This is a genomic window from Microbacterium sp. M (genome assembly GCF_045181065.1).
Taxonomy (GTDB): Bacteria; Actinomycetota; Actinomycetes; order Actinomycetales; family Microbacteriaceae; genus Microbacterium.
In genome coordinates, this window is the sequence record NZ_CP173721.1 from 1,549,061 (window position 1) to 1,562,760 (window position 13,700).

The 13,700-nt window shown below is 66.9% G+C and carries 14 protein-coding genes; 13 read left to right on the top strand and 1 reads right to left on the bottom strand.

Features of this window, described 5'->3' with window-relative positions:
* Nucleotide 1: 1 nt before the first annotated feature.
* Nucleotides 2–535, bottom strand: a complete 534-nt coding sequence (locus tag ACI7YT_RS07335) for an NUDIX domain-containing protein (RefSeq protein WP_406249873.1) — start codon at nucleotides 533–535, stop codon at nucleotides 2–4.
* Nucleotides 536–589: 54 nt separating this feature from the next.
* Between ACI7YT_RS07335 and dapA the strand changes: the two genes are divergently transcribed.
* The 13 genes from dapA (at nucleotide 590) to ACI7YT_RS07400 (ending at nucleotide 13,692) form a co-directional block, all read left to right on the top strand.
* Complete coding sequence (gene dapA / locus ACI7YT_RS07340) at nucleotides 590–1,567, top strand: 4-hydroxy-tetrahydrodipicolinate synthase (protein ID WP_406249874.1); 978 nt, start codon at nucleotides 590–592, stop codon at nucleotides 1,565–1,567.
* 68 nt (nucleotides 1,568–1,635) lie between these two features.
* Nucleotides 1,636–3,312, top strand: coding sequence for a ribonuclease J (locus ACI7YT_RS07345; RefSeq protein ID WP_406249876.1), 1,677 nt, complete (start codon nucleotides 1,636–1,638; stop codon nucleotides 3,310–3,312).
* A 72-nt stretch (nucleotides 3,313–3,384) separates the two neighbouring features.
* Nucleotides 3,385–3,879: a GNAT family N-acetyltransferase gene (locus tag ACI7YT_RS07350; protein WP_406249878.1), complete on the top strand. Its 495-nt coding sequence runs from the start codon at nucleotides 3,385–3,387 to the stop codon at nucleotides 3,877–3,879.
* Nucleotides 3,880–3,954: 75 nt separating this feature from the next.
* Nucleotides 3,955–6,681: a DNA translocase FtsK gene (locus tag ACI7YT_RS07355; protein WP_406249879.1), complete on the top strand. Its 2,727-nt coding sequence runs from the start codon at nucleotides 3,955–3,957 to the stop codon at nucleotides 6,679–6,681.
* The gene (gene pgsA, locus ACI7YT_RS07360) at nucleotides 6,681–7,262 is read left to right on the top strand and encodes a CDP-diacylglycerol--glycerol-3-phosphate 3-phosphatidyltransferase (protein WP_406249880.1); all 582 of its coding nucleotides are present in this window, start codon (nucleotides 6,681–6,683) and stop codon (nucleotides 7,260–7,262) included. Before ACI7YT_RS07355 ends, pgsA begins: the two co-directional genes overlap by 1 nt.
* Nucleotides 7,259–7,741, top strand: a complete 483-nt coding sequence (locus ACI7YT_RS07365) for a CinA family protein (protein WP_406249882.1) — start codon at nucleotides 7,259–7,261, stop codon at nucleotides 7,739–7,741. The genes pgsA and ACI7YT_RS07365 overlap by 4 nt, the downstream gene beginning before the upstream one ends.
* 162 nt (nucleotides 7,742–7,903) lie before the next feature.
* Nucleotides 7,904–8,212 (top strand): helix-turn-helix domain-containing protein, encoded by a 309-nt coding sequence (locus ACI7YT_RS07370; protein WP_406249884.1) that lies wholly within the window; start codon nucleotides 7,904–7,906, stop codon nucleotides 8,210–8,212.
* Nucleotides 8,213–8,231: 19 nt separating this feature from the next.
* Nucleotides 8,232–8,456 (top strand): DUF3046 domain-containing protein, encoded by a 225-nt coding sequence (locus ACI7YT_RS07375; RefSeq protein WP_406249885.1) that lies wholly within the window; start codon nucleotides 8,232–8,234, stop codon nucleotides 8,454–8,456.
* A gap of 269 nt (nucleotides 8,457–8,725) precedes the next feature.
* On the top strand, nucleotides 8,726–9,775 hold the full coding sequence (gene recA / locus ACI7YT_RS07380) for a recombinase RecA (RefSeq protein WP_406249887.1): 1,050 nt from the start codon (nucleotides 8,726–8,728) through the stop codon (nucleotides 9,773–9,775).
* Nucleotides 9,775–10,539, top strand: a complete 765-nt coding sequence (locus ACI7YT_RS07385; protein ID WP_406249889.1) for a regulatory protein RecX — start codon at nucleotides 9,775–9,777, stop codon at nucleotides 10,537–10,539. Before recA ends, ACI7YT_RS07385 begins: the two co-directional genes overlap by 1 nt.
* A gap of 48 nt (nucleotides 10,540–10,587) precedes the next feature.
* The gene (gene miaB, locus ACI7YT_RS07390) at nucleotides 10,588–12,138 is read left to right on the top strand and encodes a tRNA (N6-isopentenyl adenosine(37)-C2)-methylthiotransferase MiaB (RefSeq protein ID WP_406249891.1); all 1,551 of its coding nucleotides are present in this window, start codon (nucleotides 10,588–10,590) and stop codon (nucleotides 12,136–12,138) included.
* Between the two features lie 118 nt (nucleotides 12,139–12,256).
* Nucleotides 12,257–13,165, top strand: a complete 909-nt coding sequence (gene miaA / locus ACI7YT_RS07395; RefSeq protein ID WP_406249892.1) for a tRNA (adenosine(37)-N6)-dimethylallyltransferase MiaA — start codon at nucleotides 12,257–12,259, stop codon at nucleotides 13,163–13,165.
* Nucleotides 13,162–13,692, top strand: coding sequence for a dihydrofolate reductase family protein (locus ACI7YT_RS07400; protein ID WP_406249894.1), 531 nt, complete (start codon nucleotides 13,162–13,164; stop codon nucleotides 13,690–13,692). The genes miaA and ACI7YT_RS07400 overlap by 4 nt, the downstream gene beginning before the upstream one ends.
* Nucleotides 13,693–13,700: the final 8 nt, after the last annotated feature.

The following is a 13,700-nucleotide window of genomic DNA, read 5'->3' on the forward strand; positions in this document are numbered from 1 at the left end:
GTCAGCGGAACCGGCCGAGGCGGATGCCGGCATAGGCGATCGCCGCGACGGTCTCGCCGTCCGTGATCCGGCCGTCGGCGATCATTCGCAGCACGTCGTCGAACGGCACCCAGGACACGTCGTCGATGCCCTCTTCGGACCGAGCGTCGCGGCCCGAGGTGCTGAGCCCTTGCGCCAGGAAGACGTGCTCCGGCGCGACCGTGACGCCGTTCAGGGCGTTCATGGTGCCCAGCGGCGTCCATTCGGTCGCCTGCAGCCCGGTCTCCTCTCGGAGCTCGCGCTGCGCGGCGACGAGCGGGTCCTCCCCGTCGCTGCCGCCGGCCGGGACTTCGATCGAGTGCCCGGTCGTGTACCGTTCGAGAGTCACGAGGCAGATGCGATCCTGCTCGTCGACGGCCACGATGAACACCGCAGGGTGGCGCATCGTGACGACCCCGTAGATGCCGGATCCGCCGGGGCCGATCACAGCATCCTCGCGGACCGAGATCCACGGATTCTCATACACGGTGCGGGATCCCTCGGTCTGCCAGGCCATGCGGGCGAGTGTATCTCCGCACGTGACCCAGTGCCGAACCGATACGCTGGGAGCATGACGCACTCGGGCAACCCTTTCGGACAGGTTCTCGTCGCGCTCGTCACTCCGATGACGGCCGACGGCGAAGTCGACTGGACCGCCGTCGAGAAGCACATCGACGATGTCATCACGGCAGGTGCTGACGGCGTCGTCGTGACGGGGACGACCGGCGAGACCTCGACGCTGACGGATGCAGAGAAGCTCAGGCTCGTCGAGGTCGGCAAGTCCGTCTCATCCGGCCGCGCCAGCATCATCACCGGCGGCGGATCCAACGAGACCGCGCACGCGATCGAGTTGTACAAGGCCAGTGAGAAGGCCGGCGCCGACGGCATCATGATCGTCACGCCGTACTACAACAAGCCCACTCAGGCCGGCATCCTGACGCACTTCCGCCTGGTCGCGGACGCGACCGACCTTCCGGTGATCCTGTACGACATCCCCGGCCGGACGGGCGTCCCGATCCAGTACGAGACGATCCTGCGGCTGGCCAAGCATCCGAACATCCTCGCCGTGAAGGACGCCAAGGGCGACTTCAGCGAGGTGAGCCGTGTGCTGAACCAGACCGACCTGATGTACTTCTCCGGCGACGACGCGAACGCGCTGCCGCACCTCGCCATCGGTGCGACCGGACTCATCGGCGTGACCGCCAACATCACCGCGACGCCGTATCGCACCATCGTCGACGCCGTGAACCGCGGCGACCTCGCCGCGGCGACGGCCGAGCACAAGCGCCTCGAACCGCTCGTCCGCGCGGTCATGACGCACGTGCCCGGCACCGTGTCGGCGAAGTACATCCTGCATGGGCTGGGACGCATCTCCAGCCCGCGCGTCCGCCTTCCCCTCGTGGGACCGGAGGAGTGGGAGGCCGCGCTCATCGAGGACGAGCTCGCACTCGTCACCGACGTGCCAGGCGCCGACTTCTCCAACTTCCGCCCCGACCGCAACGCGGCCGCCGGCGGTGCGCTGCCGAAGGTGCACGGCACGACGCGCTGAGACATCACGGGCGCGGAGCGCGCCTGACGCACGACCGGGCGCCTGACGCGCCCGACAGAGGAGACAGCATGTCCATTCCGATCGCCGCAGCGGCACCTCTCGAGGAAGGGACCCTGCGCGTCACACCGCTCGGTGGTCTCGAAGAGATCGGTCGCAACATGACCATCTTCGAGTTCGACGGGAAGATCCTCATCGTCGACTGCGGCGTGCTCTTCCCCGAAGAGCACCAGCCGGGTGTCGACCTGATCCTGCCCGACTTCGAACCGATCCGCGACCGCCTGGATGACGTCGTCGGCGTGGTCCTGACGCACGGACACGAAGATCACATCGGCGCTGTGCCGTACCTGCTGCGCCTCAAGAACGACATTCCGCTGATCGGCTCCGGACTCACGCTCGCCCTCGTCGAGGCGAAGCTCAAGGAGCACCGGATCAAGGCCTTCACCCTCACGGTCAAGGAGGGCCAGCAGGAGAAGGTCGGCCCCTTCGACCTCGAGTTCATCGCCGTCAACCACTCCATCCCCGATGCGCTGGCCGTCGCGATCCGCACGTCGGCGGGGCTCGTCCTCGCCACCGGCGACTTCAAGATGGATCAGTTGCCGCTGGATGGTCGGATCACCGACCTGCGCGCGTTCGCTCGCCTCGGCGAAGAGGGCGTCGACATGTTCATGGTGGACTCGACGAACGCGGACGTCCCCGGCTTCACGCCGACCGAGCGCTCGATCGGACCGGTGCTCGATCAGGTGATCGGCAAGGCGCCGCGACGGGTGATCGTCGCGAGCTTCTCCAGTCACATCCACCGCGTCCAGCAGGTGATCGATGCCGCGCACGCGCACGGGCGTCGCGTCGCCTTCCTCGGCCGCAGCATGGTGCGCAACATGACGATCGCGGAGCAGCTCGGCTACCTGCAGGTGCCGGAGAACGTCCTGATCGACTACAAGAAGGCGCGCGACCTGCCGGACGACCAGATCGTCTACATGTCGACGGGATCGCAGGGCGAGCCGATGGCTGTGCTCAGCCGCATGGCGAACCTCGATCACGCGATCGAGGTGGGCGAGGGCGACACCGTGATCCTCGCCTCCAGCCTCATCCCGGGCAATGAGAACGCGGTCTACCGGGTGATCGACGGGCTCACCCGGCTGGGCGCGAACGTCGTGCACAAGGCGAACGCCAAAGTGCACGTGTCCGGCCACGCGGCCGCTGGCGAACTGATCTACTGCTACAACATCCTCGAGCCCCGCAACGTCGTCCCGATCCACGGCGAGTCCCGTCATCTGTTCGCGAACGCGAAGCTCGCCCAGGAGACCGGCATCCCCGAGGAGCGCACGTTCATCATCTCCAACGGCACCATCCTCGACATGAAGGACGGCGACGTCCGTGTGGCCGGCCAGTTGGACATCGGCTTCGTGTACGTGGACGGCTCGACGATCGGCGGGATCACCGACGCGGATCTGAAGGATCGCCGAATCCTCGGCGAGGAGGGGTTCGTGTCGGTCATCGTCGTGGTGGACGCGGGCACCGGGCGGATCATCACCGGACCGGAGATCCACGCCCGAGGCATCGCCGAGGACGACGCGGTCTTCGAAGACGTCGTCCCGAAGATCGTGGCGGCTCTGAAAGAGGCCTCCGGCAATGGCGTGCGCGACACGCATGCGCTGTCTCAGGTCGTGCGGCGCACGATCGGCCGCTGGGTCAACCAGAAGCTGCGTCGACGCCCGATGATCGTTCCCCTCGTCATCGAGGCCTGACGCCGTCATCCGGCGTTCGGATTCACGGCTGAGCGACATCACGACGTAACAGGGGCCCCATACGCTCCTGTCATGTCGGACCCCCATCAGATCCGCCCGGCTGTCCAGGCCGACGCCGCCTTCCTCGCCGACATGGTCGTCGAGGCGGCGAACTGGCGCGCCGGCGGTGCGCGGCCGCGTCACGAGGTGGTCGGCTCCCCGGAGCACCGGCGGTACATTGCGGGATGGATGCGGCCGGGGGATGCCGGATTCGTGGCTGTTGAGGACTCCGGCGTGCCGATCGGGGCGGCCTGGTACCGGATGCTTCCGCAGAACGACCCCGGATTCGGCTACATCGCCACAGGGGTCCCTGAGCTCATCATCGGCGTCCGGCCGATCTGGCGGGGACGAGGAGTCGGCCGAACGCTGCTGCGCGCACTCGTCGCTCATGCCGGTGCGCAGGGGCACAGACGGATCAGCCTCAGCGTCGAGCGGGACAACCACGCGGCGGCGCTGTATCGCGGCGAAGGATTCGTGACCACGGGGAACGGCCTGCTCCGGCAGACGATGGTGCATCGGCTCGGATGATCTGCCGCGCCGTGATCCCGCGGAATGCCGCGTCACTGCGGGGAAATGTCGGACCCCGGCAATACCGTAGAGGACATGGCCAGGAGTACCACGAAGACCCAGCGCGCGTCCGAGAGCGCTTCGGCGCGCTCGAAGCGGCAGACGGGATCGCGGTCGTCGTCGAAGGCCGCACCGGCGCCGAAGAAGTACATCGACGCTGCCGACAAGCCGCCCCTCATCGTCCGTGCCTGGACGGGGTTGGCGCACGGCGTCGGCGGTCTGTTCCGTGCCTTCGGTCCCGAGACGCTCGAGAAGGATGATCGGCGGGACGGCTTCCCGCTGTTCCTCGTCCTGCTCGCGTGCCTCGGCGCCGTCGATGAGTGGTTCTTCATCGGCAACGAGGTCGCGCAGACCATCAGCGCCTACACCGTGGGCGGTCTCGTCGGGCGCACGGCGTTCCTCATGCCCGTGCTGCTGCTTCTGCTGGCGGGCTGGCTGTTCCGGCATCCGTCGTCCGTGCACGACAACGGGCGCATCGGCATCGGCTTCGCACTGATGGTCCTGTCGATCGCCGGGATCTGCCACGTCGCGGGCGGGCAGCCGCAGCCGAGAGACGGAATGCCGGCGCTGAGCGCATCGGGTGGCCTGTTCGGATGGATGCTGGGGGAGCCGCTGGCGTACCTCACACCGATCGTGGCCTACGTCGTACTGGGCCTGCTGATCGTGCTCAGCATCCTGATCCTCACGAAGACTCCGCCGAACCGGATCGGGCGCCGTCTCGGCGACCTGTACGCCTGGATGTTCGACGCCGAACGGCCCGAGAAGCCGACGGAGGAGCCGTCGGCTGTCGACGACGCCGATAAGACCGACGACCCGGACGTGCTGCCGTGGTGGCGTCGGAACAAGACCGGACGGGAAGAGGACCCGGACACGACGGTCGGTTCGCAGGATCTCACCGAGCTGCTTCCGACCCAGACGGCCCCGACCAGGGCGACCCCTGCGTACGATCAGGCGGTCGTCGTCGCCGATCCGCAGGATGCCGCGACCGAGGTCCTGACCGATGTCGAAGCGCTCACGGCGATGCTCTCCGAGCAGCAGTCCACCGCGCTCATGGACGATACGGGTGACACCGGAGAGCAACCGGAACTCCCCGGCCTCGACGGGTTCGGCACCGAGGGATCGGGCGACCGTGGGCGCCAGGCGCCTGTCGCGCCCTATCACCTGCCGCCGACCTCCGTACTCGCCGAGGGTCCGCCTCCCGTCGTGCGCTCGGAGGCGACGGACCGCGTCATCGAGCAGATCACGAACGTGCTGACGCAGTTCAAGGTGGATGCCAAGGTGACCGGCTTCTCGCGGGGGCCGACGGTGACCCAGTACGAGGTCGAAGTCGGGCACGGCGTCAAGGTCGAGAAGATCCTGCAGCTCAGCAACAACTTCGCTTACGCCGTCGCGTCGAACGATGTCCGCATCCTCTCGCCGATCCCCGGCAAGAGCGCGATCGGCATCGAGATCCCGAACGCCGACAAGGAGATGGTGGCGCTCGGCGACGTGCTCCGCTCGTCGGCGGCGCAGAAGAGCACTCACCCGATGACCATCGGCGTCGGCAAGGATGTCGGCGGCAACATCGTCGTCGCGAACCTGGCCAAGATGCCCCATCTTCTCGTCGCCGGTTCCACCGGTTCCGGTAAGTCGAGCTTCGTGAACTCGATGATCACCAGCCTGCTCATGCGCGCCAAGCCGGCGGACGTGCGGATGGTGCTCATCGACCCGAAGCGGGTGGAGCTCACCAGCTACGCGGGCGTGCCGCACCTGATCACCCCCATCATCACGAACCCCAAGAAGGCCGCAGAGGCGCTGCAGTGGGTCGTGAAGGAGATGGACATGCGGTACGACGACCTCGCGTCGTTCGGCTTCCGGCACATCGACGACTTCAACCGTGCGGTCCGCGCCGGCGAGGTCGAGGTGCCCGTCGGCAGCGAACGGGTCCTCAAGCCCTATCCGTATCTGCTCGTGGTAGTCGACGAGCTCGCCGACCTCATGATGGTGGCGCCGCGCGACGTCGAGGACTCGATCGTCCGCATCACCCAGCTCGCCCGCGCATCCGGCATCCACCTGGTGCTGGCGACGCAGCGGCCGAGCGTGGACGTCGTCACCGGCCTCATCAAGGCGAATGTGCCATCGCGCCTCGCCTTCGCCGTGACGAGCGTCACCGACAGCCGCGTCATCCTCGACTCGCCCGGTGCCGACAAGCTCATCGGTCAGGGCGACGCGCTGTTCTCGCCCATGGGATCGTCCAAGCCGTTCCGTCTGCAGGGCGCGTGGGTGAACGAGAGCGAGATCGACGCGGTCGTCAAGCACGTGACTGCCCAGGCCCGCCCCGAGTACCGTCCAGACGTGGCAGAGGCCGTGGAGGGTAAGAAGAAGGAGATCGACGAGGACATCGGCGATGATCTCGAGGTCCTGCTCGCTGCCGCGGAGCTCGTCGTCTCGTCCCAGTTCGGATCGACCTCGATGCTGCAGCGGAAGCTGCGCGTCGGGTTCGCCAAGGCGGGTCGCCTCATGGACCTGCTGGAGTCGCGCGAGATCGTCGGGCCATCCGAGGGATCCAAGGCACGCGACGTGCTGGTGACGGCTGAGCAGCTGCCCGAGGTCCTTGCGCATATCCGAGGCGACGAGCCTCCGGCATCCGCACCGTCGGCGGCAGCGTCGTCTCCCGTGCCGCACGCGGCGGAGCACGATCCGATCGAGGAGCAGTTCCGAGGTCTGCCCGTCGAGGAGGCCGAGGGCGACGAAGACGCCTGGGGCCTGACGGGCCGCGACTGATGGCCATTCCGCGCCAGCTGCCGAACGCGATCACGATCGCGCGCATCCCGCTCGCCGCGGTGTTCTTCGTGCTGCTGCTGCTCGGCGGCACGTACGGCTCCGGCGACATCGTCATGCGGTGGATCGCCGGGGTGCTGTTCGTGATCGCTATCTCGACGGACTGGGTCGACGGCTACCTCGCTCGCAAGTACGACATCGTCAGCGACTTCGGCAAACTGTGGGATCCCATCGCCGACAAGCTACTGACCGGCGCCGGTTTCGTCGGCCTCGCGATCCTCGGCGAGTGGCCGTGGTGGGTCGTGATCATCATCCTCCTCAGGGAGTGGGGCATCACGGTGCATCGCTTCATCGTGGCGAAGCAGCACATCGTGGCCGCCGCCTGGATGGGGAAGCTCAAGACGGCGCTGCAGGGAGTGACGCTGGGCTGGTGGCTGCTGCCGCTGCACGAGTTCATCGGAATGGACTGGTGGACCGGCATCGGCGATGTGTTGATGTACGCGACGCTGCTGCTCACGGTTCTCAGCGGCATCGACTATGTCGCCGCGCAGCTGAGGGGCGCTCGATCGGCGGGCCGATCGTGAGCAGCGCAGCGGATCTGGTGGCGCTGCTGAGCGAACGCGGCTGGACTCTCGGCATCGCGGAGTCGCTGACCGGGGGAGCGGTGAGTTCGGCAGTCGTGGCGGTACCGGGGGCTTCGGCGGTCCTCAACGGCGCTGTGGTCTCCTACGCGACGCCGGTCAAGCACACGCTGCTCGGCGTGGATGCCGGCCTGCTCGATGAGCACGGACCGGTGCATCCTCGTGTGGCCGAGCAGATGGCCGACGGCGTGCGCACGGCTGTCGCAGTCGCGGGCCGCGATGCGGATGTCGGCATCTCGACCACCGGCATCGCAGGCCCGGCTTCTCCGGACGGACAGCCTGTCGGAACCGTTCACGTCGGCGTCGCGACTCCGGCCGGAACCCATTCGGTCGCTTTCCGGTTCGGCGGCGATCGGGAGGAGATCCGTCGGCAGTCCGTCGACGCCGCGATCTCGGCGACGCTGCGCGCCCTTCTGGAATAGGACGAGCTCCTCGTCGGTTGTATCTGTCGTGCTGAATGCTCAGGATGCCGTGCTCACAACTGAACCACAGACAGAAACACTAGTTTTTTCTTCAGCCGGTCGGGTTAGACTGGCGATCCGCTCGGCGTCGAACTCGACGACCGGGAACGAGAGGAGGTTCCGATGATTCTTGTACGCCAGGAGATCGGCGATGTGCTGAGGGACTTCCGCCTTCAGAAGGGGCGCACGCTCCGTCAGGTGGCCAGCAAGGCCTCCGTCGCGCTCGGCTACCTCAGCGAGGTGGAGCGCGGTCAGAAGGAGGCCTCGAGCGAGATCCTCGCCTCGGTCGCCGAAGCGCTCGACGTTCCCATTTCGACGATCATGCGCGAGGTCGGCGACCGCATCTCGGTGATCGAGGGCCTGCAGGTGTTCCCGGACGTCGTTCCGGACGACCTGGTGGCCTCGATGGAGCCCGAGCTCTCATTGCACTGAACTCGGACTGATCCGTTCGATGCGACGAAGTGAGTTTTTGCGTGCCGTGGACGCCGAATTCGGTGCGCGATCGGCGACGCTGGTGAATGACCTGGTGCTCGGCGAGGTCGGTTCGCGGACGGCGTCCGAGGCACTCGCGGCTGGCGTGCCGCCGCGCGAGATCTGGCTCGCTCTCTGCGCGGAGACGGATGTGCCGCTCGAACGCCGCCATGGTGCGGGGCGCCTGGAGCCGCGTCAGCGCTGAGCCTCCATCAGCGCGCGTGGCGTAGCGATCTTCGATAGGTCGGTCGGCGTGTCGTCGAAGATGTGTTCGAGATGCGCGTATCGTTCTGCACAAGTGGTGATCAGCCCTTTGTTGTCCACAGTTCCCGGGACCCTGCGACGCGATGTCGGAGGCCCCACCTACCGTGGGGGACATGGCCGAAAGCCATACGCCTTGTCGGAGAGTCGACCCAGCCAGGGGAGGCCGCGACAGCCTACAGGCGGCAACAGCGCGAGCAGAAGGAGCACGTCATGCCATCACCCGCAGACCGCGAGAAAGCCCTCGAATCGGCCCTCGCCCAGATCGACCGTCAGTTCGGAAAGGGCTCGGTCATGCGACTGGGCAGCGACGACCGAGCTCCTGTCGAAGTCGTCCCCACCGGCTCCATCGCCCTGGACGTCGCACTCGGTGTCGGCGGTCTGCCGCGCGGCCGGATCATCGAGATCTATGGTCCTGAGTCCTCCGGTAAGACGACGCTGACGCTGCACGCGATCGCGAACGCCCAGCGCGCCGGCGGCATCGCGGCGTTCATCGACGCAGAGCATGCCCTCGACCCCGACTACGCGAAGAAGCTCGGCGTCGACATCGATGCACTGCTCGTGTCGCAGCCCGATACAGGAGAGCAGGCGCTGGAGATCGCCGATATGCTCGTGCGCTCCGGTGCGATCGACCTGGTCGTCATCGACTCCGTCGCAGCACTCGTTCCCCGTGCGGAGATCGAGGGAGAGATGGGCGACTCGCACGTCGGACTGCAGGCGCGTCTGATGTCGCAGGCGCTCCGCAAGCTCACGGGTGGCCTCAATCAGACCAATACGACCATGATCTTCATCAACCAGCTGCGTGAGAAGATCGGTGTCTTCTTCGGTTCGCCCGAGACCACCGCGGGTGGTAAGGCGCTGAAGTTCTACGCCTCCGTGCGACTGGACATCCGTCGTATCGAGACGCTGAAGGATGGCACCGAAGCGGTGGGAAACCGCACGCGCGTCAAGGTCGTCAAGAACAAGATGGCACCGCCGTTCAAGCAGGCGGAGTTCGACATCCTCTACGGCATCGGCATCTCGCGGGAGGGCAGCCTGATCGACTTCGGCGTGGAGCACGGCATCGTGAAGAAGTCGGGCTCCTGGTACACCTATGACGGTGACCAGCTCGGTCAGGGCAAGGAGAACGCGCGTACGTTCCTCATCAACAACCCCGACATCGCGCTCACGATCGAGACGCAGATCAAGCAGAAGCTGGGCATCGGTGGTGCCGCGGCTGCTCCTGAGGCTGCGGACGAGCTCGCTCAGCGTCGTCCGGCCTGATGACCGGTGAGATCGGGGGCGAGGAGAGCCTCGCCCCCGTGATCCCGCTCTTCGGCCGGGATGCGCAGACGAAGCCCTCGTCGCCTTCCGCCGCCGAGGACGATGCGGATGCCGGCACGCCGAGCGCACAGCATCCGGCTCACGGCGGGCAGGCACGCGCGACGCCGAAGCTCAGAGCGCTGCGCCCGCACGAGGCCGCCACGGCCGACGGCGAAGGGGGCGAGGGCGAAGGTGTGGATCCGGACAGGATCCGCGAGCAGGCCGAAGAAGTGCTCGTGCGTAAGCTGCGGTCACGCTCGCTCTCGATCGCCGAGGCGCGCACCGTGCTGAAGGGCTACGAATCACAGGGACAGCGCGTCGACGCTGCGCAGATCGACGATGTCATCGACGATTTCTGCCGCCGCGGCTATCTCGATGACGCGATCCTCGCAGGTCACCTCGTGACCTCCGGGGTCGAGCGCAAGGGCCAGGGGCGAGTCGCGCTCAGTCGTGCTCTCGCACAGCGCGGCCTCCCGCGCGACGTCATAGACGCCGCTCTCGACGAACTGCCGGATGACGATGCGGAACGCGCGCTGGAATTCGCCCGCACGAAGGCGAGGTCGCTCGCGCGGCTCGACAACGACACCGCTCTGCGGCGCCTGATCGGTCAGCTCGCGCGTCGAGGTTACAACGGCGCGGTGGCGATGAAGGCGGCCAAGGCGGCGCTGGCCGAGTCCGGTTCCGGCGCTTCCAGCGGCGGCGTGAGGTTCGTCGACTCCGACTGATACCTGAAGAGCTCGGTGTCGACCGGTCGCTCGTACAATGGAGTCATCATGACTACTCCGCGCAGCGAACCGACGATCATCGCGCCTTCCTCTGCGGCTGTCGACGTCGATGGACGGCAGCGCTCCTATGAGGTGCGAACCTTCGGATGCCAGATGAACGTGCACGACTCCGAAAGGCTCTCCGGGTCCCTCGAGAGCGCCGGGTACGTCAAGGTCGCATCCGGCGAAGAGGCCGACGTCGTCATCATCAATACGTGTGCCGTCCGCGACAACGCGGCAGGCAAGCTGTACGGCACTCTCGGGCACCTGAAGAGCCGCAAAGACAAGCACGAGGGCATGCAGATCGCCGTGGGCGGCTGCCTGGCGCAGATGGACAAGGATGCGGTGCTCGACAAGGCGCCCTGGGTGGACGTCGTCTTCGGCACGCACAACATGGGGTCGCTTCCCGGTCTGCTGGAGCGGGCTCGCCACAACGGCGACGCCGAGCTCGAGATCCTGGAGTCGCTCGAAGTCTTCCCTTCTACGCTTCCCACCAAGCGGGACTCGGCGCACAGCGGCTGGGTGTCGATCTCGGTCGGTTGCAACAACACCTGCACGTTCTGCATCGTGCCGAGCCTGCGCGGCAAGGAGAAGGACCGGCGCCCCGGCGACATCCTGAACGAGATCCGTCTGCTCGTCGAAGACGGAGCGATCGAGGTCACACTGCTCGGTCAGAACGTGAACTCCTACGGTGTCGAGTTCGGCGACCGTCAGGCTTTCGGCAAGCTGCTGCGTGCGGCCGGCGAGATCGATGGTCTGGAGCGCATCCGCTTCACCAGCCCGCACCCCGCCGCGTTCACGGATGACGTGATCGCCGCGATGGCGGAGACGCCTGCGGTGATGCCCCAGCTGCACATGCCGCTGCAGTCCGGCAGCGACCGCATCCTCAAGGCCATGCGCCGCTCGTACCGGAGCGAGAAGTTCCTCGGCATCCTGGATCGGGTGCGCGAGCGGATCCCCAACGCGGCGATCTCGACCGACATCATCGTCGGATTCCCCGGCGAGACGGATGAGGATTTCGAAGACACCATGCGGGTCGTGGAGCAGGCGCGCTTCGCGAACGCGTTCACGTTCCAGTACTCGATCCGCGAGGGAACGCCCGCAGCGACCATGGCGGATCAGGTTCCCAAGGAGGTCGTGCAGCAGCGCTACAACCGACTGCTCGCCCTGCAGGAGCGGATCTCGCTGGAGGAGAACCAGAATCAGGTCGGTCGCGAGGTCGACGTGCTGGTCGCGGTCGGCGAGGGGAAGAAGGATGCCGAGACGCACCGTCTGACAGGTCGCGCCGAAGACAATCGTCTCGTGCACTTCGAGGTGACCGAGGGATCCGAGATCCCGCGTCCTGGTGATGTCGTGACCGTGACGGTCACGCACGGTGCGCCGTTCCATCTGCTCGCGGATGACCCGACCGGTGCTCCGCTGAAGATCCGCCGCACGCGCGGCGGAGACGCGTGGGACCGTGCGCAGGCCGAGTCCTGCGCGGTGCCGGCAGCATCCGGTTCGACCGGCGGGTCCGGCGCGGTCTCACTGGGTCTGCCGACGTTGCGCGTCGGAGTGTGACTGCCCTGATCTCTCACCGAGGCCCCGTGCTGCCTGCGAATCCCTGTCGTGTTCGCACGATCACGACAGGGACTCGCAGACATGACGGGGGCTCAGTGCGTTGTGGAAGGACGCTCGCGTGAATGCGCGGGTCTGGGCGATCGTCGGCGCGACGGGAACAGGCAAGAGCGATCTCGCCCTGCGACTCGCCGCTGAGCTCCGCGAACGCGGCAATCCGGCCGAGATCGTCAACGCCGACGCGATGCAGCTGTACCGCGGCATGGACATCGGGACGGCCAAGCTGCCACTCGAGGAACGTCACGGCATCCCGCACCATCTCCTCGATGTGCGCGAGGTGACCGACGAGGCAGCCGTCGCCTGGTATCAGCCGCTGGCGCGCGACGTGATCGCCGGCATCCATGCGCGCGGAGGGGACGCGATCCTCGTCGGCGGTTCGGGACTGTACGTCTCCAGCGCGATCTTCGATTTCCGCTTCCCGCCGAGGGATGCCGCGGTACGCGACCGTCTGGACCGCGAGCTCGAGTCCTTCGGCGCCGGTGCACTGTATGCGCGCCTGCAGGATCTGGACGCCGAGACGGCAGCGCGCGTGGATCCGAAGAACGGGCGGCGGATCGTGCGTGCGCTGGAGGTCCTCGAGCAGGGCGAGGCCACGCATGGGGCGGCCCTGCCGGATGCGCCGGCGCTGTGGCATTCTCCCACCCGCATTCTCGGTGTGCATGTCGAACGTCCGGAGCTGGTAGCGCGGCTGGATCGCCGGGTGGAGCGGATGTGGCGGCAGGGACTGCTCGACGAGGTCGTTGCGTTGCGCGCACAGGGGCTCGAGGACGGTGTCACGGCCCGGAGAGCGATCGGCTACGCGCAGGCTCTCGCCCAGTTGGCGGGGGAGAAGTCCGAAGCGGAGGCGATCGCTGAGACGCAGTCGTTGACCCGCCGGTATGCACGACGTCAGGTGTCGTGGTTCAAACGCTACCCGGGGATCGAATGGATCTCGCCGATGTCGGATGCCGGTGACATCCTGGGGGAATGACCACCCACTACTTCACGGCCACCAGCCTCGACGGATTCATCGCTACGCCCGAGCACTCGCTCGACTGGCTGCTCAAGCAGGACTTCGACGAATCGGGTCCGATGGCCTACCCGGGATTCATCCAGAACATCGGGGCGCTGGCGATGGGCTCGTCCACGTACGAGTGGGTGATGAAGAACGAGGACGGCAAGTGGGGTTACGAGCAGCCGACCTGGGTGTTCACGCATCGCGAGCTGACAGCGCCGGAGGCGGGTGACGTGCGTTTCACTCAGGCCGACGTCCGCGAGGTCCATGCCGCCATGCTGGATGCCGCCGGTGGCAAGGACCTCTGGATCGTCGGCGGGGGAGACCTGGCCGGTCAGTTCGCGGATGCCGGTCTGCTCGATGAGGTGTGGTTGCAGTATGCGCCGGTGACGCTGGGCGGTGGTGCGCCGGTGCTGCCACGGACGCTCGACCTCGAAATGGTCGAGTTCGCGCGCAACAAGAACTTCCTCTGCGGTCGATACCGGGTTCTGTCGTCCGAATAGGCTGTCGA